Source organism: Pseudonocardia ammonioxydans (assembly GCF_900115005.1).
Lineage (GTDB): Bacteria > Actinomycetota > Actinomycetes > Mycobacteriales > Pseudonocardiaceae > Pseudonocardia > Pseudonocardia ammonioxydans.
This window is the reverse complement of the sequence record NZ_FOUY01000001.1, coordinates 1-19,232: the sequence shown is the minus strand read 5'-3', so window position 1 is coordinate 19,232 and position 19,232 is coordinate 1. Positions and strand designations below refer to the sequence as shown.

Here is a 19,232-nt window from a genome sequence, read left to right as displayed (position 1 = left end):
CGCCAACTCGCAGGGAGAGCTGAGCAGTGGCCACACAGGACGTGCTGACGGACCTCACCAAGGTCCGCAACATCGGCATCATGGCTCACATCGACGCCGGTAAGACCACCGCGACCGAGCGGATCCTGTACTACACCGGGATCAACCACAAGCTGGGCGAGACCCACGACGGCGCGGCGACGATGGACTGGATGGAGGAGGAGCAGAAGCGCGGCATCACGATCACGTCGGCCGCGACGACCTGCTTCTGGGACAACCACCAGATCAACATCATCGACACCCCCGGTCACGTCGACTTCACCGTCGAGGTGGAGCGCTCGCTGCGGGTGCTCGACGGCGCCGTCGCGGTCTTCGACGGCAAGGAGGGGGTCGAGCCGCAGTCCGAGCAGGTCTGGCGGCAGGCCACCAAGTACGACGTCCCGCGCATCTGCTTCGTCAACAAGATGGACAAGCTGGGCGCCGACTTCTACTTCACGGTCCAGACCATCTCCGACCGGCTCGGCGCGACCCCGCTGCCCCTGCAGCTGCCGATCGGCAGCGAGAGCGAGTTCATCGGCGTCGTCGACCTGGTCGAGATGCGGGCCCTCACCTGGCGCGGCGAGGTCGCGAAGGGCGAGGACTACACGGTCGAGGAGATCCCCGCCGAGCTGCAGGAGCGGGCCCAGGAGTACCGCACCCAGCTGATCGAGGCCGTCGCCGAGACCGACGACGAGCTCATGGAGCTCTACTTCGGTGGCGAGGAGCTGACCACCGAGCAGATCAAGGGCGGCATCCGCAAGCTGGTCACCGGCCGGTCGGCGTTCCCGGTGCTGTGCGGTTCGGCGTTCAAGAACAAGGGTGTCCAGCCGCTGCTGGACGCGGTGATCTCGTACCTGCCGTCGCCGTACGACGTGCCGCCGGTCGAGGGCTTCCTGACCGACGGGGAGACCCCGGCCAGCCGCAAGCCGTCCAAGGACGAGCCGTTCGCGGCGCTGGCGTTCAAGATCGCCGCGCACCCGTTCTTCGGTAAGCTGACCTACGTGCGCGTCTACTCGGGCCGGATCGCGGCCGGGGCGCAGGTCGTCAACTCGACGAAGGACCGCAAGGAGCGCATCGGGAAGCTCTTCCAGATGCACTCCAACAAGGAGAACCCGATCGACGAGGCCCTCGCCGGCCACATCTACGCGGTGATCGGTCTCAAGGACACCACGACCGGTGACACCCTCTGCGACCCGCAGAACCCGATCGTGCTCGAGTCGATGACCTTCCCGGACCCGGTCATCCAGGTGGCCGTCGAGCCGAAGTCGAAGGCCGACCAGGAGAAGCTGTCCACCGCGATCCAGAAGCTGGCCGACGAGGACCCGACGTTCCAGGTCTCGCTGGACGACGAGACCGGTCAGACGATCATCGCCGGCATGGGGGAGCTGCACCTCGAGGTGCTGGTCCACCGGATGAAGTCCGACTTCAAGGTCGAGGCGAACATCGGTAAGCCGCAGGTCGCCTACCGGGAGACCATCCGGCAGCCGGTCATGAAGCACGAGTACACGCACAAGAAGCAGACCGGTGGCTCGGGGCAGTTCGCCCGCGTCATCGTCAACCTGGAGCCGCTCACCGGCGGCGACGGTGCGCTGTACGAGTTCGAGAACAAGGTCACCGGTGGTCGCATCCCGCGGGAGTACATCCCGTCGGTCGACCAGGGTGTCCAGGACGCCATGCAGTACGGCATCCAGGCCGGCTACCCCGTGGTCGGTGTGAAGTGCACGCTGCTGGACGGGCAGTACCACGAGGTCGACTCCTCGGAGATGGCCTTCAAGGTCGCCGGTTCGATGGCGTTCAAGGAGGCGGCTCGCAAGGCGAGTCCCGCCATCCTCGAGCCGATGATGGCCGTCGAGGTCACCACCCCCGAGGACTACATGGGTGACGTCATCGGCGACCTCAACTCCCGCCGCGGCCAGGTCCAGGCCATGGAGGAGCGGGCCGGCGCCCGCGTCGTGAAGGCGCTCGTGCCGCTGTCCGAGATGTTCGGCTACGTCGGTGACCTGCGGTCGCGGACCCAGGGCCGGGCGAACTACACGATGGTCTTCGACTCGTACGCCGAGGTTCCGGCGAACGTGGCCAAGGAGATCATCGCGAAGGCGACGGGCGAGTGAGCATCGTGCGAGCGTCAGCGAGCACGGCGCGGAGCGAGTCCGGAGTCGAGCGAACAGCACAGTGAAGGCGACGGGCGAGTGAGCATCGCCGCGAGCGTCAGCGAGCGCGGAGCGGAGCGAGTCCGGAGCCGAGCAGTGAACACAGCGAAGGCGACGGGCGAGTAAGTCTCGCTTCGCGGGCCGGTCGGCGCCCAGTCCGACCTGCTCGGAAGGCGCGGTCCGCGGATCGGTAAGGTCCGCGGCCCGCACCTCACACCCCACAGACCTGCCGTCAGCACGGCGGAGAAGAAGACAGAAGTCCAGGAGGACCAGCAGTGGCGAAGGCGAAGTTCGAGCGGACCAAGCCGCACGTCAACATCGGCACCATCGGTCACATCGACCACGGCAAGACCACGCTGACGGCGGCCATCACCAAGGTTCTGCACGACCGTTACCCGAACCTCAACGAGGCTTCGGCGTTCGACATGATCGACAAGGCGCCGGAAGAGCGCCAGCGCGGTATCACGATCTCCATCGCGCACGTCGAGTACCAGACCGAGAAGCGGCACTACGCGCACGTCGACTGCCCCGGGCACGCCGACTACGTGAAGAACATGATCACCGGTGCCGCCCAGATGGACGGCGCCATCCTGGTGGTCGCCGCGACCGACGGCCCGATGCCGCAGACCCGTGAGCACGTGCTGCTCGCGCGTCAGGTCGGCGTGCCGTACATCGTCGTCGCCCTGAACAAGGCGGACATGGTCGACGACGAGGAGATCATGGAGCTCGTCGAGATGGAGGTCCGTGAGCTCCTCTCGGAGCAGGACTACCCGGGCGACGACCTCCCGATCGTGCGCGTCTCGGCGCTGAAGGCGCTCGAGGGCGAGACCGAGTGGGCCGACGCGATCGTCCAGCTCATGGACGCCATCGACGAGGCGATCCCGGAGCCGGAGCGCGACATCGAGAAGCCGTTCCTCATGCCCGTCGAGGACGTCTTCACGATCACCGGTCGCGGCACCGTCGTCACCGGCCGCGTCGAGCGCGGCATCGTGAAGGTGAACGAGGAGGTCGAGATCGTCGGCATCCGGCCGAAGTCGACCAAGACCACGGTCACCGGTGTCGAGATGTTCCGCAAGATCCTCGACGAGGGGCGTGCCGGCGAGAACGTCGGTCTGCTGCTGCGTGGCATCAAGCGTGACGACGTCGAGCGCGGCCAGGTCGTCGTGAAGCCGGGTTCGATCACCCCGCACACCGAGTTCGAGGGCCAGGTCTACATCCTGGGCAAGGACGAGGGCGGCCGTCACACCCCGTTCTTCAACAACTACCGTCCGCAGTTCTACTTCCGGACGACCGACGTGACCGGTGTCGTGACCCTCCCGCAGGGCACCGAGATGGTCATGCCGGGTGACAACACCTCGATGAGCGTTCAGCTGATCCAGCCGATCGCCATGGAGGAGGGCCTGCAGTTCGCCATCCGCGAGGGTGGTCGGACCGTGGGTGCCGGCCAGGTCACCAAGATCAACAGCTGAGGTCGCGGGACGGCCGGTCTCCGGCCGGTCGCCCCGCTACCCACCCCCCGGTCGAGGGGGTCGCACGGCCGTGTGGCATCCTTGACGGGTTGCACGATGAGCATGGCGCGTGGATGCGCCGCCCCTGTTCCCGGCCCCGCCGGTAGTCCAGGAGTCGCGCTCCACGCGCCATGTTCGTTGTCAGCCTCGGTTCCGCGTCCGTGTTCCGGCCGACGGGTTCGCCCCGATCGATCGGTGCAGGGTCGCGGAGCCGAGGAAGATCAAGCGACATGCCCGCCCCACAGGGGGAGGGACGCGGTGACCCGGGTACACCCCTGGGGGTCGGGCGCGACACGCCCGACCTCGTGGACCGGTGAGCCCCGGCAGGATGCGTGAGCCCGGTGGACCGGGCGTGCGGATCCACCAGCCGACAATCCTGAACAGAGCACGGGCCGCAGCCGGCCGCACCGGGTTCCCGGGGGCAGCACGGCGCGAGTTCTGGACGGGCCGACACCGCGCACCCCCGCGGCAGGAAGAAGAGGACGACCGACGACCATGGCGGGACAGAAGATCCGCATCAGGCTCAAGGCCTATGACCACGAGGCAATCGACGCGTCGGCTCGCAAGATCGTGGAGACCGTGACGCGCACCGGTGCTCGGGTCGTCGGCCCCGTGCCGCTGCCCACCGAGAAGAACGTGTACTGCGTCATCCGCTCGCCGCACAAGTACAAGGACTCGCGCGAGCACTTCGAGATGCGCACGCACAAGCGGCTGATCGACATCCTCGACCCGACGCCGAAGACGGTCGACGCGCTCATGCGCATCGACCTTCCGGCGAGCGTCGACGTCAACATTCAGTGACGGGGGCGATGACTGTGAGTTCAGCGACTGCTTCGATCAAGAAGACGACTGCGACCAGGCAGCCGAAGAAGGTCACCGGGGTCCTGGGCACCAAGCTCGGGATGACCCAGGTCTTCGACGAGAACAACCACGTCGTGCCGGTCACCGTGGTGCAGGTTGCGCCGAACGTCGTGACCCAGATCCGGTCGGCCGAGACCGACGGCTACACCGCCGTCCAGCTCGCCTCCGGTGCGATCGACCCGCGCAAGGTGAACAAGCCGGAGTCCGGCCACTTCGCCAAGGCGGGCGTCACGCCGCGCCGGCACCTGCTGGAGCTGCGCACCTCCGACGCCGCGGACTACGCGCCCGGCCAGGAGGTCACCGCCGAGGCGTTCGCCGAGGTCCCCGAGGTCGACGTCGTCGGCGTCACCAAGGGCAAGGGCTTCGCCGGTGTCATGAAGCGTCACGGCTTCGCCGGCCTGGGCGCCTCGCACGGCACCCAGCGCAAGCACCGCTCCCCGGGCTCGATCGGTGGCTGCGCCACCCCGGGCCGCGTGTTCAAGGGCGTGCGCCTGCCGGGCCGGATGGGCTCCAACCGCCAGACCACGCAGAACCTCAAGGTCCACCGCGTGGACGCCGAGCGTGGCCTGCTGCTCATCAAGGGTGCGGTGCCCGGTCCGCGTGGCGGGCTCGTCGTGGTGAAGACCCCCGCGAAGGGTGATGGCAAGTGAGCACCGTGCAGATCAAGACGCCGGAGGGCGCCGCGAACGGCAGCGTCGAGCTGCCCGACCACGTCTTCGACGTGACGGCGAACATCGCCCTCATGCACCAGGTCGTGACCGCGCAGCTGAACGCGGCGCGTCAGGGCTCGCACGACACCAAGACCCGCGGCGAGGTCCGCGGCGGTGGCAAGAAGCCGTACCGGCAGAAGGGCACCGGCCGCGCCCGTCAGGGTTCGGTCCGCGCGCCGCAGTTCGCCGGTGGTGGCACCGTGCACGGCCCGACGCCGCGGGACTACTCGCAGCGGACCCCGAAGAAGATGAAGGCCGCCGCGCTGCGCGGAGCCCTCTCGGACCGGGCCCGTGCGGGCCGCGTGCACGTCGTGTCCTCGCTGGTGGAGGGCGACGTCCCGTCCACCAAGGCGGCCCGCACCGCCCTCGAGGCCGTGCTGCCGGAGACCGGTGTGAAGCGGGTGCTCGCGGTCGTCGAGCGGACCGCCGAGACCGCGCTGCTGAGCCTGCGCAACCTGCCGCAGGTCCACCTGATCGCGCCCGACCAGCTGAACACCCACGACGTGCTCGTCAACGACGTCGTGCTGTTCACGCAGACGGCGCTGGACGAGTTCCTGGCCGGCCCGATCGCCACGCCGAAGGCCGCGAGCCGCCGGGCTGCTGCTGAGGAGGCCGCCAAGTGATCACGGACCCGCGGGACGTGCTGCTCGCGCCGGTCGTCTCGGAGAAGAGCTACGGGCTGCTCGACGAGCGCCAGTACACCTTCGTCGTGGCGCCGGACGCGAACAAGACCCAGATCAAGATCGCCGTGGAGAAGGTGTTCGGGGTCAAGGTGACCAGCGTGAACACGCTGAACCGCCCGGGCAAGCGCAAGCGCTCCCGCACCGGCTACGGCAAGCGCAAGGACACCAAGCGCGCGATCGTCACGCTCTCCGAGGAGAGCAAGGCGATCGACGTGTTCGGTGGCCAGGCGAGCTGAGGGAGCGAGCTGACCCATGGCCATTCGTAAGCACAAGCCGACGACGCCGGGCCGCCGTGGCTCGAGCGGAGCGGACTTCGCCGAGATCACCCGGGACTTCCCGGAGAAGTCGCTGGTGCGTCCGCTGCACAACAAGGGCGGCCGCAACGCGCACGGGCGGATCACCACCCGGCACCAGGGTGGGGGGCACAAGCGTGCCTACCGCCTGATCGACTTCCGGCGCAACGACAAGGACGGTGTGCCGGCCAAGGTCGCGCACATCGAGTACGACCCGAACCGCACCTCGCGGATCGCGCTGCTGCACTACGCGGACGGCGAGAAGCGCTACATCATCGCGCCGGCCCGCCTGAAGCAGGGCGACCGGATCGAGAACGGCCCCCGGGCCGACATCAAGGTGGGCAACAACCTGCCGCTGCGCAACATCCCGACGGGCACCGTGGTGCACGCGATCGAGCTCCGCCCCGGCGGCGGTGCCAAGATCGCGCGCTCGGCGGGTTCCGGCGTCCAGCTGGTCGCCAAGGACGGGCCCTACGCGCAGCTGCGGATGCCCTCCGGCGAGATCCGCAACGTCGACGTGCGCTGCCGCGCCACCGTCGGCGCGGTCGGCAACTCGGAGCACGCCAACATCAACTGGGGCAAGGCAGGCCGGATGCGGTGGAAGGGCAAGCGCCCGACCGTCCGTGGTGTCGTCATGAACCCGGTGGACCACCCGCACGGCGGTGGTGAGGGGCGTACCTCCGGTGGCCGGCACCCGGTCAACCCGGCCGGTACCCCCGAGGGCCGCACCCGTCGCACCAAGCCCTCCGACAAGTTGATCGTCCGCCGGCGCCGTACCGGCAAGAAGCGCTGAGCAGGGAGGTAAAGATGCCGCGCAGCCTGAAGAAGGGCCCCTTCGTGGACGACCACCTGCTCAAGAAGGTGGACGCCCTCAACGAGTCCGGCAAGAAGACCGTCATCCGCACGTGGTCACGTCGGTCGACCGTCATCCCGGACATGATCGGCCACACGATCGCGGTGCACGACGGCCGCAAGCACGTGCCGGTCTTCGTGTCCGACTCGATGGTCGGGCACAAGCTGGGCGAGTTCGCCCCGACCCGGACCTTCCGGGGCCACATCAAGGACGACCGCAAGGCGCGTCGGCGCTAGAAGCCGGCCCGAGTAGCGACAAGGAGAGGTGGAGAAGATGGCAGACGCAGTGACGTCTGACGAGACCACCGGCGCTGCGCTCGAGCCGACTCGTGCGCGCGCCGTGGCGCGGTTCGTCCGCAGCTCGCCGATGAAGACCCGCCGTGTCGTGGACCTGGTCCGCGGCCTGCCGGTCGACGAGGCGTTGGCGATCCTGCGGTTCTCGCCGCAGTCCGCGGCCGAGCCGGTCGCGAAGGTCGTGGCGAGCGCCGCGGCCAACGCCGAGAACAACCTGGACCTGGACCCGGACACCCTCGTGGTGGCCGTGGCGATGGTCGACGAGGGGCCGACGCTCAAGCGCATCCGGCCGCGTGCCCAGGGGCGCGCCTACCGGATCCGCAAGCGGACGAGCCACATCACCATCGAGGTCGAGTCGGTTCCCGGTAAGGCCGGCCGTCGTGGTGTGAAGGGGAGGGCCCGCTGATGGGGCAGAAGATCAACCCGCACGGCTTCCGCCTGGGCATCACCACGGACTGGAAGTCGCGCTGGTACGCCGACAAGCAGTACTCCGAGTACGTCAAGGAGGACGTCGAGATCCGCAAGATGCTCTCCAAGGGCATGGAGCGGGCCGGCATCTCCAAGGTCGAGATCGAGCGGACCCGGGACCGGGTGCGGGTGGACATCCACACCGCCCGTCCGGGCATCGTGATCGGCCGCCGCGGCGCGGAGGCCGACCGGATCCGGGGCAACCTGGAGAAGCTGACCAAGAAGCAGGTCCAGCTGAACATCCTCGAGGTCAAGGCCTCGGAGTCGGACGCGCAGCTCGTCGCGCAGGGCGTGGCCGAGCAGCTGTCGAACCGGGTCGCCTTCCGGCGGGCCATGCGCAAGGCCATCCAGTCGGCCATGCGCAGCCCGCAGGTCAAGGGCATCCGGGTGCAGTGCTCGGGCCGGCTCGGCGGTGCCGAGATGTCGCGGTCGGAGTTCTACCGCGAGGGGCGCGTGCCGCTGCACACGCTGCGCGCGGACATCGACTACGGCCTGTTCGAGGCCCGGACCTCCTTCGGCCGGATCGGCGTGAAGGTCTGGATCTACAAGGGTGACGTCGTCGGTGGCCGCCGCGAGGGTGCTCCGGCCGCCGAGGCGCCGGGCCGCGGCCCGCGCCGCGAGCGTCCGGCCCGTCGCCGCTCCGGTGCCTCGGGCACCACTGCGACCAGCACCGAGGCCGGACGCGCCGCGCAGAGCGGCGGCGGCCAGGGCGGCGGCGCCGGCACGGCGACCGCCGAGGCCCCTGCCTCCGGTGAGAACCAGAGCAACGGTGGGGAGAGCTGACCGATGCTGATCCCACGCAAGGTCAAGCACCGCAAGCAGCACCGGCCCAAGCGCAAGGGCATGGCCAGCGGCGGCACCGCGGTCACCTTCGGTGACTGGGGCATCCAGGCGCTGGAGCCGGCCTACGTGACGAACCGGCAGATCGAGTCGGCGCGTATCGCGATCAACCGGCACATCCGTCGTGGCGGGAAGATCTGGATCAACATCTTCCCGGACATCCCGATGACGAAGAAGCCCGCCGAGACCCGGATGGGTTCCGGCAAGGGTTCGCCGGAGCGCTGGGTCGCGAACGTCAAGCCCGGCCGGGTGATGTTCGAGATGACCTTCCCGAACAAGGAGACGGCCCACGAGGCGCTGCGCCGGGCCATGCACAAGCTGCCCATGAAGTGCCGGATCGTGTCCCGTGAGGGTGGTGACATCTGATGGCGAGCAGCGGTAACACCAAGGCAGCCGAGCTGCGTGAGCTCTCCGACGAGGAGCTGGTCGTGCGGGTGCGGGAGGCCAAGGAGGAGCTGTTCAACCTCCGCTTCCAGATGGCCACCGGGCAGCTGGACAACAACCGGCGGCTGCGGGCCGTCCGCCACGACATCGCGCGCTGCTACACGGTGATGCGCGAGCGTGAGCTCGGCCTGTCCGCCGCCCCGACCGAGAGCGAGGGCGCGGCATGAGCGACGACGCGAGCAGTGGTGTGAGCGCGGACGTCCGCAGCGTGACCGAGGACGCGACGGCGGCGACCAAGCCGCACACGGCACAGGTGCAGCCCGAGGGGCAGCGCGGGGAGCGGAAGGTCCGTGAGGGCCTGGTCGTGTCCGACAAGATGGACAAGACCGTGACCGTGTCCCTCGAGGACCGGGTCAAGCACCCGCTCTACGGCAAGGTCATCCGCCGGACCAACAAGGTCAAGGCGCACGACGAGGAGAACACCGCCGGCATCGGCGACCGTGTCCGCCTCATGGAGACCCGTCCGCTGTCGGCGACCAAGCGCTGGCGGCTGGTGGAGATCCTCGAGAAGGCCAAGTAGGAGTCGAAGTGATCCAGCAGGAGTCGCGGCTGCGCGTCGCCGACAACACCGGTGCCAAGGAGATCCTGTGCATCCGGGTGCTGGGCGGCTCCGCGCGGCGCTACGCCGGCGTCGGCGACGTCATCGTCGCCACGGTCAAGGAGGCCATGCCCGGCGCCGGCGTGAAGCGTGGTGACGTCGTCAAGGCGGTCATCGTGCGCACGAAGAAGGAGAAGCGCCGTCCCGACGGCAGCTACATCCGTTTCGACGAGAACGCTGCCGTCCTCATCAAGGCGGACAACGGACCCCGAGGGACTCGAATCTTCGGCCCGGTCGGGCGCGAGCTGCGCGACCGCAAGTTCATGAGGATCATCTCCCTCGCTCCGGAGGTGCTCTGATCATGAAGGCGAAGATGAAGGTGAAGAAGGGCGACACCGTTCTGGTGATCGCCGGCAAGGACAAGGGCGCCAAGGGCAAGGTCATCGCGGCCTACCCCGAGCGCGAGCGCGTGCTGGTCGAGGGCGTGAACCGGATCAAGAAGCACACCCGGATCAGCCAGAACCAGCGCGGGGCCGAGAGCGGCGGGATCGTCACCCAGGAGGCGGCCATCCACGTCTCCAACGTGATGGTCGTCGACTCCGACGGCACGCCGACCCGCGTCGGCAAGAAGGTCGTCGAGGGCGAGGACGGCACGTCCCGCCGCGTCCGGATCTCCAAGCGCAACGGGAAGGAGATCTGAGATGACCGCTCCGACCACCGAGATCCCGCGGCTCAAGCAGCGGTACCGCTCGGAGATCCAGGGCAAGCTGCAGGAGGAGTTCGCGTACCGCAACGTCATGCAGATCCCCGGCCTGACCAAGGTCGTGGTGAACATGGGCGTCGGTGACGCCGCGCGGGACTCCAAGCTGATCGACGGCGCGCTGCGCGACCTGGCCATCATCACGGGCCAGAAGCCGCTGCTGCGCCGGGCGAACAAGTCGATCGCGCAGTTCAAGCTGCGCGAGGGGATGCCCATCGGCGCCAAGGTGACCCTGCGGAACGACCGCATGTGGGAGTTCCTGGACCGGCTGCTGACGATCGCGCTGCCGCGTATCCGGGACTTCCGGGGCCTGAACGGCAGCCAGTTCGACGGCCGTGGCAACTACACGTTCGGCCTGACCGAGCAGTCGATGTTCCACGAGATCGACCCGGACTCCATCGACCGGCCGCGGGGCATGGACATCACCGTCGTGACCACCGCGACCACGAACGCCGAGGGCCGGGCGCTGCTGCGCCACCTGGGCTTCCCGTTCAAGGAGAGCTGAGCGAATGGCGAAGAAGGCGCTCATCAACAAGGCGAACCGGAAGCCGAAGTTCGCCGTGCGTGGCTACACCCGCTGCCAGAAGTGCGGCCGGCCGCGTGCGGTCTTCCGCAAGTTCGGCCTCTGCCGCGTGTGCCTGCGCGACATGGCGCACGCCGGCGAACTGCCGGGTGTGAGCAAGAGCAGCTGGTAACCCCTGTGAGTGGATATCGCGGCTGGAGCCGCGATATCCACTCACACGCACCATGTGCCCGATCGCCGAAGGCCCGCGACACCGCGAGGAACCACGGCGGGAAAGAGACAAGACACCATGACGATGACCGATCCGATCGCAGACATGCTGACCCGTCTGCGGAACGCGAACTCGGCCTATCACGACCGCGTCGTGATGCCCCACTCCAAGCTGAAGGTCGCCATCGCGGAGATCCTTCAGAAGGAGGGCTACATCTTCGCGCACCACACCGAGGACGCCGAGGTCGGCAAGTCCCTGGTCGTCGAGCTGAAGTACGGCCGCAACCGGGAGCGGAGCATCGCCGGCCTGCGGCGGGTCTCCAAGCCGGGCCTGCGGGTCTACGCGAAGTCGACGAACCTGCCGCGGGTCCTGGGCGGGCTCGGCGTGGCGCTCATCTCGACCTCGCGGGGTCTGATGACCGACCAGCAGGCCTACCGGAGCGGCGTGGGCGGGGAAGTCCTCGCCTACGTCTGGTGAGAGAGGGGTAACGAACGATGTCTCGCATCGGAAAGCTGCCCATCACCGTCCCGTCCGGCGTGGAGATCACCATCGACGGCCGCACGGTCACCGCGAAGGGTCCGAAGGGCACCCTCTCGCACACCGTCATCGAGCCGATCACGATCGAGCGCGAGGACGACGGCGCGGTGCTGGTGAAGCGCCCGAACGACGAGCGTGAGGTCCGGGCCTTCCACGGTCTGTCCCGCACGCTCGTGAACAACATCGTGGTCGGCGTGAGCGCCGGCTACGAGAAGAAGCTGGAGATCCACGGCGTGGGTTACCGGGTCCAGCTCAAGGGCCAGAACCTCGAGTTCGCCCTGGGGTACTCGCACCCGGTCGTCATCGAGCCGGCGGAGGGCATCACCTTCGCGGTCGAGTCGCCGACCAGGTTCTCGGTCTCCGGCATCGACAAGCAGCTCGTCGGCGAGACCGCTGCGAACATCCGGAAGCTGCGCCGCCCGGACCCGTACAAGGGCAAGGGCGTGCGGTACGCCGGCGAGCAGGTCCGCCGCAAGGTCGGGAAGACGGGTAAGTGATGGCCGAGACGAACGAAGCCGTGTCGGGTGCCGCCCGCCGTCGGATGGCGTCGCAGGTCGCGCGCAAGCGCCGCGACTCGCGCATCATCCGGCACGCCCGGCTCCGGAAGAAGATCTCCGGGACGCCCGCGCGTCCGCGGCTGGCGGTCAACCGCTCCTCGCGGCACATCGCGGTCCAGCTGATCGACGACCTGGCCGGGCACACCCTGGCCCACGCGTCGAGCCTGGACGCCGAGGTGCGCGGCCTGGAGGGCGACAAGAAGGCCAAGGCGACGAAGGTCGGCGAGCTGATCGCCGCCCGCGCCAAGGAGGCCGGGATCTCCACCGTCGTGTTCGACCGCGGTGGCCTGGCCTACCACGGCCGGATCGCGGCCCTGGCCGACGCCGCCCGCGAGGGAGGCCTGGACTTCTGATGGGCCTCTCCAAGCACAGCAGTGACATGACTGAAGGGATCGTCTGATGCCGGGACGTACGCGGCGTGACGGCGGAGGGCCCGGTGGCGGTAGCAACGACAACCGCAACAACCGGGACCGCCGGGACGGTGGCCGTGGCGGGGCGGCCCAGGACAAGACCCCGTACATCGAGCGGCTGGTCACGATCAACCGCGTGGCCAAGGTCGTCAAGGGCGGCCGCCGGTTCAGCTTCACCGCGCTGATGATCGTCGGCGACGGTGACGGCCTGGTGGGCGTCGGCTACGGCAAGGCCAAGGAGGTGCCGGCCGCGATCGCCAAGGGCGTCGAGGAGGCGAAGAAGAACTTCTTCCGCGTCCCGCGCATCGGCGGCACGATCGTGCACCGCGTGCAGGGCGAGGACGCCGCGGGCGTCGTCCTCCTGCGCCCGGCCTCGCCGGGTACCGGTGTCATCGCCGGCGGCCCGGTCCGCGCGGTGCTGGAGTGCGCGGGGATCTCGGACGTGCTGTCCAAGTCCCTCGGCTCCGACAACGCGATCAACATCGTGCACGCCACGGTGGCCGCACTGCGTGCCGTGCAGCGTCCGGAGGAGGTGGCGGCCCGTCGCGGTCTGCCGCTCGAGGACGTCGCCCCGGCCCGGATGCTGCGGCAGCGCGCCGAGGCCGACGCGGCGAGGGTGTGAGCGACATGGCCACTCTGAGGATCACCCAGGTGAAGAGCCGGATCGGGACCAAGCAGAACCAGCGTGACACGCTGCGTTCGCTGGGTCTGCGCAAGATCCGGCAGACGGTGGAGCGTCCGGACGACCCGCAGACCCGCGGGTACGTCCACACGGTGCGCCACCTCGTGACCGTGGAGGAGGTGCAGGCGTGAGCGACGAGCAGAACGTGATCAAGCTGCACGACCTGCGTCCTGCCCCGGGCTCGAAGAAGGAGCGGACCCGCGTGGGCCGCGGCGAGGGCTCGAAGGGCAAGACCGCGGGTCGCGGCACCAAGGGCACGAAGGCCCGCAAGACGGTGTCGCCGCGCTTCGAGGGCGGGCAGATGCCGCTGCACATGCGGCTGCCCAAGCTCAAGGGCTTCAAGAACCGCTTCAAGGTCGAGTACCAGGTCGTGAACGTCGGCGAGCTGGCCACCCTGTTCCCGCAGGGCGGCGAGGTCGGCCCGGCGGAGCTGGCCGAGGCCGGCGCGGTCCGCAAGAACCAGCCGGTCAAGGTGCTCGGCGAGGGCGAGCTCTCGGGCGTCACCCTGACCGTGAAGGCCCACCGCTTCTCCGCGTCCGCGCGGGAGAAGATCTCGGCGGCGGGCGGCTCGGTCACCGAGCTCTGACCGAGGCCTTCGCAGCACGTGTCCGGCGCCGTTCACGGTCCCGACCGCCACTCCGGCGGAAGGGGCTCGTGGGCGGCGCCGAGGCGTGTCCGGGGCGCTGTTACAGTCACGTCCGGGCTTCGCGTCCACAGCAACGCCGAGAGGCGCGCGCGCACCACCGAACGGTGCTCGGGTACGGCCGAGAGGCGTACGTACGCCGCCCCCGCCGGGCATCCCCCGGCCCGGGAGCGCGGATCGCGTCCCCCATCCGGCCGGCTCCGTCCGGGGCCGGAGCAGGCGGTGCCGGGCCGCCCACGTCGTAGGAGGATCACCGAGTGCTCAGCGCAGTCCGGTCGGCCCTGACCACGCCGGATCTCCGCAAGAAGATCCTCTTCACGCTGGCGATCGTGGCCGTGTACCGGCTCGGGGCGAACGTCCCGTCGCCGGGGGTGTCGTACCCGAACATCCAGGAGTGTGTCCGCCAGGTCGAGGGCGGGGACAACGCCAGCGTCTACTCGCTGATCAACCTGTTCTCCGGCGGGGCGCTCCTCCAACTCTCGATCTTCGCTCTGGGCATCATGCCCTACATCACCGCGAGCATCATCGTGCAGCTGCTGCAGGTGGTCATCCCGCGGTTCGAGCAGCTGAAGAAGGAAGGCCAGTCCGGCCAGGCGAAGCTCACCCAGTACACCCGCTACCTGACCATCGGCATCTCGGTCCTGCAGGCGACGGGCTTCGTGGCGCTCGCCGAACGGGGCCAGCTGTTCCAGGGCTGCTCGCTGCCGATCATCCCGGACTCGTCGATCTTCACCCTGGTCGTCACCGTCAGCACGATGGTGGCCGGCTCCACGCTGGTGATGTGGCTCGGCGAGCAGGTGACCGAGCGCGGCATCGGCAACGGCATGTCCCTGCTGATCTTCGCCTCGATCGCGCACCGGATCCCGGCCGAGGGCCGGCTGATCCTGGAGAACTCCGGCGGCCTGGTCTTCGCCGGTGTGTGCGTGTTCGGCCTCGCGATCATCGCCAGCGTCGTGTTCGTCGAGAACGGCCAGCGCCGCATCCCGGTCCAGTACGCCAAGCGCATGGTGGGCCGGCGGATGTACGGCGGCACCTCGACCTACCTGCCGCTGAAGGTCAACCAGGCCGGCGTCATCCCGGTGATCTTCGGTAGCTCGCTGCTGTACCTGCCCGACCTGGTCGCCCGCCTCGCCGGGAACGACGGCGGCTGGTTCCAGCAGTTCGTGCAGACCTACCTGGTCGATCAGTCCAACCCCGTGCACATCGTGCTGTACATGGCGCTGATCATCTTCTTCACGTACTTCTACGTGGGCATCACGTTCAACCCGGACGAACGTGCCGAGGACATGAAGAAGTACGGCGGCTTCATCCCGGGCATCCGGCCCGGCAGGCCGACCGCGGAGTACCTGAACTTCGTGCTCAGCCGCATCACCATGCCGGGCTCGCTGTACCTGGGCATCATCGCCGTCCTGCCGAACTTCTTCCTCGGCATCACCGGCACCGGCCAGAACCAGAACTTTCCGTTCGGCGGCACCGCCGTTCTGATCATGGTGACGGTGGGCCTCGACACGCTGAAGCAGATCGAGAGCCAGCTCATGCAGCGGAACTACGAGGGATTCCTGCGTTAGGCTCGCCCGAGCGTGGCCGTGCGGGAACCCCGGTCGGGGCCCCGGCCCCGCCCCGGTGTCCGCGGCACCGCGCGCCGGCGAGGACGCCGGTGCGGCAGAGACAGTGACTTTGGGACTTTGGGAGGTCGGGTTCGCGTGCGACTCGTTCTGGTGGGACCGCCGGGTGCCGGCAAGGGGACCCAGGCTGAGCAGATGGCCAAGCGGCTGGAGGTCCCGCACATCTCGACGGGCGACCTGTTCCGCGCGAACCTGCGCGACGAGACGGAGCTCGGCCGCGAGGCGAAGCGGTACATGGACGCCGGGGACCTGGTGCCCGACGAGGTGACCGTCGGCATGGTCAAGGACCGGCTCGGCGACTCCGACGCGCAGCGCGGCTTCATCCTCGACGGCTTCCCGCGCAACACCGCGCAGGCCGGCTCGCTCGGCGAGATCCTGCAGGAGAAGGGCCTGGAACTCGACGCCGTCGTCCAGTTCGAGGTCGACGACGAGGTCGTCGTGCAGCGGCTGCTCGGCCGCGGGCGCAGCGACGACAACGAGGACACCATCCGCAACCGGCAGCGCGTCTACCGCGAGGAGACGGCCCCGCTGCTGGACCACTACCGCAGCCGGCTGGTCACGATCGACGCCGTCGGCGAGATCGACGAGATCACCGAGCGGGTCTTCTCGGCGCTGCGGGAACGCGGCGCCTGAGCGAGGAAGTCGACACCGACGCGGCCGCCGGCACGGCGGGGAACCGAGGGAACGCATGAACGGTCGGGGCGGCCTCCGCGGCGCGATCGCCCGGTACCGGGGTCGGGACATCGAGCTCAAGACCCACCGTCAGCTCGAGGCGATGCGGGAGGCGGGCGCCCTGGTGGCCGCCACCCTCGCCGCCGTCACCGAGCACGCGAAGCCGGGCGTGAGCACGGCCGAGCTCGACGCGCTGGCCGAGCAGACGATCCGCGGCGGTGGCGGAGTGCCCTCGTTCCTCGGGTACCACGGGTTCCCGGCGAGCATCTGCGCGTCGGTGAACGAGCAGATCGTGCACGGCATCCCGTCGCCGGAGCAGGTGCTGGCCGACGGCGACCTGCTGTCGGTGGACTGTGGCGCGATCCTGGACGGCTGGCACGGGGACTCCGCCGTGACCATCGCCGTGGGGGAGGTGTCCGCAGCCGACCTCGCGCTGTCGGCGGCGTGCCGGTCGGCGCTGGACGCGGGCATCCTCGCCGTCCGGTCCGGTGCCCGGCTGACCGACGTGTCGTATGCGATCCAGGAAGCCTGCCGGGCCGCGGCAGAGGCCGACGGCGCCGACTACGGGATCGTCGCCGACTACGGCGGCCACGGCATCGGCACGTCGATGCACATGGACCCGTTCCTGCCGAACCACGGCGAACCCGGCCGCGGGCCGCGGTTGCGCCCCGGGATGGCCCTGGCCGTCGAGCCGATGCTCGTGGCCGGGGACCCGGAGGCCCTCGAGCTGGACGACGGCTGGACCGTGATCACCGCCTCCGGTGGCCGCGCCGTGCACTGGGAACACACGATCGCGGTGACCGAGGACGGCCCGTGGCTGCTGACCGCGCCCGCGGGTGCCCCGGACCGCCCCGGTCGCTGACCGCACCGCGCCGCGCCCGGCCGGGCCGGGGCGCGTCCGACCGCTCACACGGACGGATGACCCCAGGTCAGAATCTGATCGATACAGCCGGTACTGGGTAATCGATCCAGTGCCGGCCCCCGGGTAGTTCTGATCACGTCCGGGCGCCACGGGAGCGAGCTCGTGGTCTAGGTTCCCCGCATGGGCGATGAGGCCGGGCGGGACGACCCGCAGAAGACGGTCACGATCGGCGTACCGAGAGAGACACGAGCGGGCGAGCGCCGGGTGGCGCTGGTGCCGAAGGTGCTCGGCAAGCTCTCCGCACGCGGTGCGACGGTCGTGGTCGAGGCCGGGGCGGGCGCTGGTGCGCTCATCCCGGACGAGGAGTACACCGCCGCGGGCGCCGAGATCGGCGACCCGTGGGCGGCGGACGTGGTCGCCGTGGTCAACGCGCCGAGCGAGGAGCAGATCGGCCGGCTCCGTTCCGGGCAGGTGCTGATCGGGTTCCTGTCCCCGCTGACGGACCCGCAGATCGTGCAGAAGCTGCGCGGTGCCGGTGTCACGGGGTTCGCGATGGAGTCGATCCCGCGGATCTCGCGCGCGCAGGGCATGGACGCGCTGTCGTCGCAGGCGAACGTGGCGGGGTACAAGGCGGTGCTGGCCGCGGCCGAGCACTCGACCCGGTTCTTCCCGATGCTGACGACGGCGGCGGGGACGGTGAAGCCGGCGACGGCGCTGGTGCTCGGCGTCGGGGTGGCGGGTCTGCAGGCGCTGGCCACGGCGAAGCGGCTGGGTGCGCGGACCACCGGTTACGACGTGCGGCCGGAGGTCGCCGACCAGGTGCGCTCGCTCGGGGCACAGTGGCTGGACCTGGGCATCGACGCGGCCGGTGAGGGCGGTTACGCCCGCGAGCTCACCGACGACGAGCGTGCGCAGCAGCAGCAGGCCCTGGAGGAGGCCATCACCGGGTTCGACGTGGTCGTGACCACGGCGCTGGTGCCGGGCCGGCAGGCGCCCCGGCTGGTGAGCGCCGCCGCGGTCGAGGGCATGCGCCCGGGCAGCGTCATCGTGGACATGGCCGGTGAGGCCGGCGGCAACTGTGAGCTGACCGAGCCGGGCGAGACCGTGGTGCGGCACGACGTGACGATCGTGTCGCCGCTCAACCTGCCCGCGGCGATGCCGGAGCACGCCTCCGAGCTGTACGCGCGCAACATCACCTCGCTGCTCGAGCTCATGCTCGCCGACGGCGAGCTCACCCCGGACTTCTCCGACGAGGTCCTGGCGCGCTCGTGCGTCACGCGCGAGGAGGAGGGTTCCTGATGGATTCCGCACTGCTGGCGAACATCGCCATTCTGGTGCTGGCCGGTTTCGTGGGCTTCGCTGTGATCTCGAAGGTCCCGAACACGCTGCACACGCCGTTGATGTCGGGCACGAACGCGATCCACGGGATCGTGTTGCTGGGCGCGATCGTGGTGCTGGGCCGGGAGGAGGTCGGCGTGGTCGACGCGATCATCCTGGTGGTGGCGATCGCGTTCGGTGTGATCAACGTGGTCGGCGGGTTCCTGGTGACCGACCGGATGCTGGGGATGTTCAAGGGCAAGGCGCCCGGTAAGGCCGCTGCGCAGAAGGACGGGAGCGGCTCGTGAACAGTGTCGGAGACGGTGTCGGGGCCCTGGCGGCGGCGGAGACGCTGCCGGAGGGGCCGCTGGGCACGATCGTGCCCATCCTCTACATCATCGCGTTCGGGTTGTTCATCTACGGCCTGTCCGGGTTGACCGGGCCGCGTACGGCGGTGCGGGGGAACCTGATCGCTGCGGTCGGGATGGGGCTGGCGGTGGTGGCGACGCTGCTGCTGGTGCGCACGAACTGGATCTTGATCATTGTGGGTCTGGTGGTGGGCACGCTGCTGGGGGTGCCGGCGGCGCGCAACGTGAAGATGACCCAGATGCCGCAGATGGTGGCGTTGTTCAACGGCGTCGGTGGTGGCGCGGTGGCGTTGATCGCGTGGGCGGAGTTCCGGGCGACCGGCGGGTTCGTCGACACGGCGTTGTATGTGGTGATCGCGTCGATGTTCGCCGCGATCGTGGGTTCGATCTCGTTCTGGGGCTCGTT

The 19,232-nt window shown here is 69.3% G+C and carries 29 protein-coding genes; all 29 read left to right on the top strand.

What is annotated here, in order from left to right:
• Positions 1 to 26 precede the first annotated feature (26 nt).
• Entirely contained in the window at positions 27 to 2,129 is a 2,103-nt protein-coding gene (gene fusA, locus BM093_RS00145) for an elongation factor G (protein ID WP_093335349.1), read from the top strand.
• A gap of 314 nt (positions 2,130 to 2,443) precedes the next feature.
• The gene (gene tuf / locus BM093_RS00140; RefSeq protein WP_093335346.1) at positions 2,444 to 3,637 is read left to right on the top strand and encodes an elongation factor Tu; all 1,194 of its coding nucleotides are present in this window, start codon (positions 2,444 to 2,446) and stop codon (positions 3,635 to 3,637) included.
• Positions 3,638 to 4,171: 534 nt separating this feature from the next.
• A complete protein-coding gene (gene rpsJ, locus BM093_RS00135) occupies positions 4,172 to 4,477 on the top strand; it encodes a 30S ribosomal protein S10 (protein ID WP_003938093.1) in 306 nt (101 codons plus the stop codon).
• 8 nt (positions 4,478 to 4,485) lie between these two features.
• Positions 4,486 to 5,187: a 50S ribosomal protein L3 gene (gene rplC, locus BM093_RS00130; RefSeq protein ID WP_093336484.1), complete on the top strand. Its 702-nt coding sequence runs from the start codon at positions 4,486 to 4,488 to the stop codon at positions 5,185 to 5,187.
• Positions 5,184 to 5,870, top strand: a complete 687-nt coding sequence (gene rplD, locus BM093_RS00125) for a 50S ribosomal protein L4 (protein WP_093335344.1) — start codon at positions 5,184 to 5,186, stop codon at positions 5,868 to 5,870. Before rplC ends, rplD begins: the two co-directional genes overlap by 4 nt.
• A complete protein-coding gene (gene rplW, locus BM093_RS00120; protein WP_010232350.1) occupies positions 5,867 to 6,166 on the top strand; it encodes a 50S ribosomal protein L23 in 300 nt (99 codons plus the stop codon). The genes rplD and rplW overlap by 4 nt, the downstream gene beginning before the upstream one ends.
• Positions 6,167 to 6,182: 16 nt before the next feature.
• Entirely contained in the window at positions 6,183 to 7,016 is an 834-nt protein-coding gene (gene rplB / locus BM093_RS00115) for a 50S ribosomal protein L2 (protein ID WP_093335342.1), read from the top strand.
• A gap of 14 nt (positions 7,017 to 7,030) precedes the next feature.
• The gene (rpsS, locus tag BM093_RS00110; RefSeq protein ID WP_010232348.1) at positions 7,031 to 7,312 is read left to right on the top strand and encodes a 30S ribosomal protein S19; all 282 of its coding nucleotides are present in this window, start codon (positions 7,031 to 7,033) and stop codon (positions 7,310 to 7,312) included.
• Positions 7,313 to 7,349: 37 nt separating this feature from the next.
• Complete coding sequence (rplV, locus tag BM093_RS00105; protein ID WP_093336482.1) at positions 7,350 to 7,775, top strand: 50S ribosomal protein L22; 426 nt, start codon at positions 7,350 to 7,352, stop codon at positions 7,773 to 7,775.
• Positions 7,775 to 8,620 (top strand): 30S ribosomal protein S3, encoded by an 846-nt coding sequence (rpsC, locus tag BM093_RS00100; protein WP_093335340.1) that lies wholly within the window; start codon positions 7,775 to 7,777, stop codon positions 8,618 to 8,620. The genes rplV and rpsC overlap by 1 nt, the downstream gene beginning before the upstream one ends.
• 3 nt (positions 8,621 to 8,623) lie before the next feature.
• Positions 8,624 to 9,043 carry a 50S ribosomal protein L16 gene (gene rplP, locus BM093_RS00095; RefSeq protein WP_093335337.1) on the top strand — a complete coding sequence of 140 codons (420 nt, stop codon included), beginning with the start codon at positions 8,624 to 8,626 and terminating at the stop codon, positions 9,041 to 9,043.
• Complete coding sequence (gene rpmC / locus BM093_RS00090; RefSeq protein ID WP_020622931.1) at positions 9,043 to 9,288, top strand: 50S ribosomal protein L29; 246 nt, start codon at positions 9,043 to 9,045, stop codon at positions 9,286 to 9,288. Before rplP ends, rpmC begins: the two co-directional genes overlap by 1 nt.
• 86 nt (positions 9,289 to 9,374) lie before the next feature.
• Positions 9,375 to 9,641 carry a 30S ribosomal protein S17 gene (rpsQ, locus tag BM093_RS00085; protein WP_093336479.1) on the top strand — a complete coding sequence of 89 codons (267 nt, stop codon included), beginning with the start codon at positions 9,375 to 9,377 and terminating at the stop codon, positions 9,639 to 9,641.
• An 8-nt stretch (positions 9,642 to 9,649) separates the two neighbouring features.
• The gene (gene rplN, locus BM093_RS00080; RefSeq protein WP_093335334.1) at positions 9,650 to 10,018 is read left to right on the top strand and encodes a 50S ribosomal protein L14; all 369 of its coding nucleotides are present in this window, start codon (positions 9,650 to 9,652) and stop codon (positions 10,016 to 10,018) included.
• Between the two features lie 14 nt (positions 10,019 to 10,032).
• Positions 10,033 to 10,359, top strand: coding sequence for a 50S ribosomal protein L24 (gene rplX, locus BM093_RS00075; RefSeq protein ID WP_093336477.1), 327 nt, complete (start codon positions 10,033 to 10,035; stop codon positions 10,357 to 10,359).
• A 1-nt stretch (position 10,360) separates the two neighbouring features.
• Positions 10,361 to 10,924 (top strand): 50S ribosomal protein L5, encoded by a 564-nt coding sequence (rplE, locus tag BM093_RS00070; protein WP_093335331.1) that lies wholly within the window; start codon positions 10,361 to 10,363, stop codon positions 10,922 to 10,924.
• A gap of 4 nt (positions 10,925 to 10,928) precedes the next feature.
• The gene (locus BM093_RS00065; RefSeq protein WP_093335328.1) at positions 10,929 to 11,114 is read left to right on the top strand and encodes a type Z 30S ribosomal protein S14; all 186 of its coding nucleotides are present in this window, start codon (positions 10,929 to 10,931) and stop codon (positions 11,112 to 11,114) included.
• 117 nt (positions 11,115 to 11,231) lie between these two features.
• Entirely contained in the window at positions 11,232 to 11,630 is a 399-nt protein-coding gene (rpsH, locus tag BM093_RS00060; protein WP_093335326.1) for a 30S ribosomal protein S8, read from the top strand.
• 17 nt (positions 11,631 to 11,647) lie between these two features.
• Complete coding sequence (gene rplF / locus BM093_RS00055) at positions 11,648 to 12,187, top strand: 50S ribosomal protein L6 (protein ID WP_093335324.1); 540 nt, start codon at positions 11,648 to 11,650, stop codon at positions 12,185 to 12,187.
• A 44-nt stretch (positions 12,188 to 12,231) separates the two neighbouring features.
• Positions 12,232 to 12,600: a 50S ribosomal protein L18 gene (rplR, locus tag BM093_RS00050; protein ID WP_093336474.1), complete on the top strand. Its 369-nt coding sequence runs from the start codon at positions 12,232 to 12,234 to the stop codon at positions 12,598 to 12,600.
• A gap of 46 nt (positions 12,601 to 12,646) precedes the next feature.
• On the top strand, positions 12,647 to 13,279 hold the full coding sequence (gene rpsE / locus BM093_RS00045; RefSeq protein ID WP_093335322.1) for a 30S ribosomal protein S5: 633 nt from the start codon (positions 12,647 to 12,649) through the stop codon (positions 13,277 to 13,279).
• Between the two features lie 5 nt (positions 13,280 to 13,284).
• Positions 13,285 to 13,470 carry a 50S ribosomal protein L30 gene (gene rpmD, locus BM093_RS00040; protein ID WP_093336471.1) on the top strand — a complete coding sequence of 62 codons (186 nt, stop codon included), beginning with the start codon at positions 13,285 to 13,287 and terminating at the stop codon, positions 13,468 to 13,470.
• Positions 13,467 to 13,925, top strand: a complete 459-nt coding sequence (gene rplO, locus BM093_RS00035; RefSeq protein WP_245773199.1) for a 50S ribosomal protein L15 — start codon at positions 13,467 to 13,469, stop codon at positions 13,923 to 13,925. Before rpmD ends, rplO begins: the two co-directional genes overlap by 4 nt.
• A 314-nt stretch (positions 13,926 to 14,239) precedes the next feature.
• Entirely contained in the window at positions 14,240 to 15,550 is a 1,311-nt protein-coding gene (secY, locus tag BM093_RS00030; protein WP_093335319.1) for a preprotein translocase subunit SecY, read from the top strand.
• A gap of 135 nt (positions 15,551 to 15,685) precedes the next feature.
• Positions 15,686 to 16,240, top strand: a complete 555-nt coding sequence (locus BM093_RS00025; RefSeq protein WP_093335317.1) for an adenylate kinase — start codon at positions 15,686 to 15,688, stop codon at positions 16,238 to 16,240.
• A 55-nt stretch (positions 16,241 to 16,295) separates the two neighbouring features.
• Positions 16,296 to 17,141 (top strand): type I methionyl aminopeptidase, encoded by an 846-nt coding sequence (gene map, locus BM093_RS00020; RefSeq protein WP_093335314.1) that lies wholly within the window; start codon positions 16,296 to 16,298, stop codon positions 17,139 to 17,141.
• Between the two features lie 180 nt (positions 17,142 to 17,321).
• The gene (locus tag BM093_RS00015) at positions 17,322 to 18,440 is read left to right on the top strand and encodes a Re/Si-specific NAD(P)(+) transhydrogenase subunit alpha (protein WP_093335312.1); all 1,119 of its coding nucleotides are present in this window, start codon (positions 17,322 to 17,324) and stop codon (positions 18,438 to 18,440) included.
• The gene (locus BM093_RS00010; protein ID WP_093335309.1) at positions 18,440 to 18,766 is read left to right on the top strand and encodes an NAD(P) transhydrogenase subunit alpha part 2; all 327 of its coding nucleotides are present in this window, start codon (positions 18,440 to 18,442) and stop codon (positions 18,764 to 18,766) included. Before BM093_RS00015 ends, BM093_RS00010 begins: the two co-directional genes overlap by 1 nt.
• A 59-nt stretch (positions 18,767 to 18,825) precedes the next feature.
• Positions 18,826 to 19,232: NAD(P)(+) transhydrogenase (Re/Si-specific) subunit beta (locus BM093_RS00005; protein ID WP_143105230.1), on the top strand; the 407-nt coding region annotated here is incomplete at its 3' end.

Excerpts from the sequence above, each read along its gene's own strand:
- rpsE (WP_093335322.1), top strand. The coding sequence starts at position 12,647 with ATGCCGGGACGTACGCGGCGTGACGGCGGAGGGCCCGGTGGCGGTAGC.
- rplR (WP_093336474.1), top strand. The coding sequence starts at position 12,232 with ATGGCGTCGCAGGTCGCGCGCAAGCGCCGCGACTCGCGCATCATCCGG.
- rplE (WP_093335331.1), top strand. The coding sequence starts at position 10,361 with ATGACCGCTCCGACCACCGAGATCCCGCGGCTCAAGCAGCGGTACCGC.
- rpsC (WP_093335340.1), top strand. The coding sequence starts at position 7,775 with ATGGGGCAGAAGATCAACCCGCACGGCTTCCGCCTGGGCATCACCACG.
- rplP (WP_093335337.1), top strand. The coding sequence starts at position 8,624 with ATGCTGATCCCACGCAAGGTCAAGCACCGCAAGCAGCACCGGCCCAAG.
- BM093_RS00065 (WP_093335328.1), top strand. The coding sequence starts at position 10,929 with ATGGCGAAGAAGGCGCTCATCAACAAGGCGAACCGGAAGCCGAAGTTC.
- rplC (WP_093336484.1), top strand. The coding sequence starts at position 4,486 with ATGACTGTGAGTTCAGCGACTGCTTCGATCAAGAAGACGACTGCGACC.
- rpmC (WP_020622931.1), top strand. The coding sequence starts at position 9,043 with ATGGCGAGCAGCGGTAACACCAAGGCAGCCGAGCTGCGTGAGCTCTCC.
- rpsS (WP_010232348.1), top strand. The coding sequence starts at position 7,031 with ATGCCGCGCAGCCTGAAGAAGGGCCCCTTCGTGGACGACCACCTGCTC.
- BM093_RS00015 (WP_093335312.1), top strand. The coding sequence starts at position 17,322 with ATGGGCGATGAGGCCGGGCGGGACGACCCGCAGAAGACGGTCACGATC.
- rpmD (WP_093336471.1), top strand. The coding sequence starts at position 13,285 with ATGGCCACTCTGAGGATCACCCAGGTGAAGAGCCGGATCGGGACCAAG.
- BM093_RS00010 (WP_093335309.1), top strand. The coding sequence starts at position 18,440 with ATGGATTCCGCACTGCTGGCGAACATCGCCATTCTGGTGCTGGCCGGT.
- rpsJ (WP_003938093.1), top strand. The coding sequence starts at position 4,172 with ATGGCGGGACAGAAGATCCGCATCAGGCTCAAGGCCTATGACCACGAG.
- rpsH (WP_093335326.1), top strand. The coding sequence starts at position 11,232 with ATGACGATGACCGATCCGATCGCAGACATGCTGACCCGTCTGCGGAAC.
- map (WP_093335314.1), top strand. The coding sequence starts at position 16,296 with ATGAACGGTCGGGGCGGCCTCCGCGGCGCGATCGCCCGGTACCGGGGT.
- rplV (WP_093336482.1), top strand. The coding sequence starts at position 7,350 with ATGGCAGACGCAGTGACGTCTGACGAGACCACCGGCGCTGCGCTCGAG.
- rplF (WP_093335324.1), top strand. The coding sequence starts at position 11,648 with ATGTCTCGCATCGGAAAGCTGCCCATCACCGTCCCGTCCGGCGTGGAG.
- rplX (WP_093336477.1), top strand. The coding sequence starts at position 10,033 with ATGAAGGTGAAGAAGGGCGACACCGTTCTGGTGATCGCCGGCAAGGAC.
- rplB (WP_093335342.1), top strand. The coding sequence starts at position 6,183 with ATGGCCATTCGTAAGCACAAGCCGACGACGCCGGGCCGCCGTGGCTCG.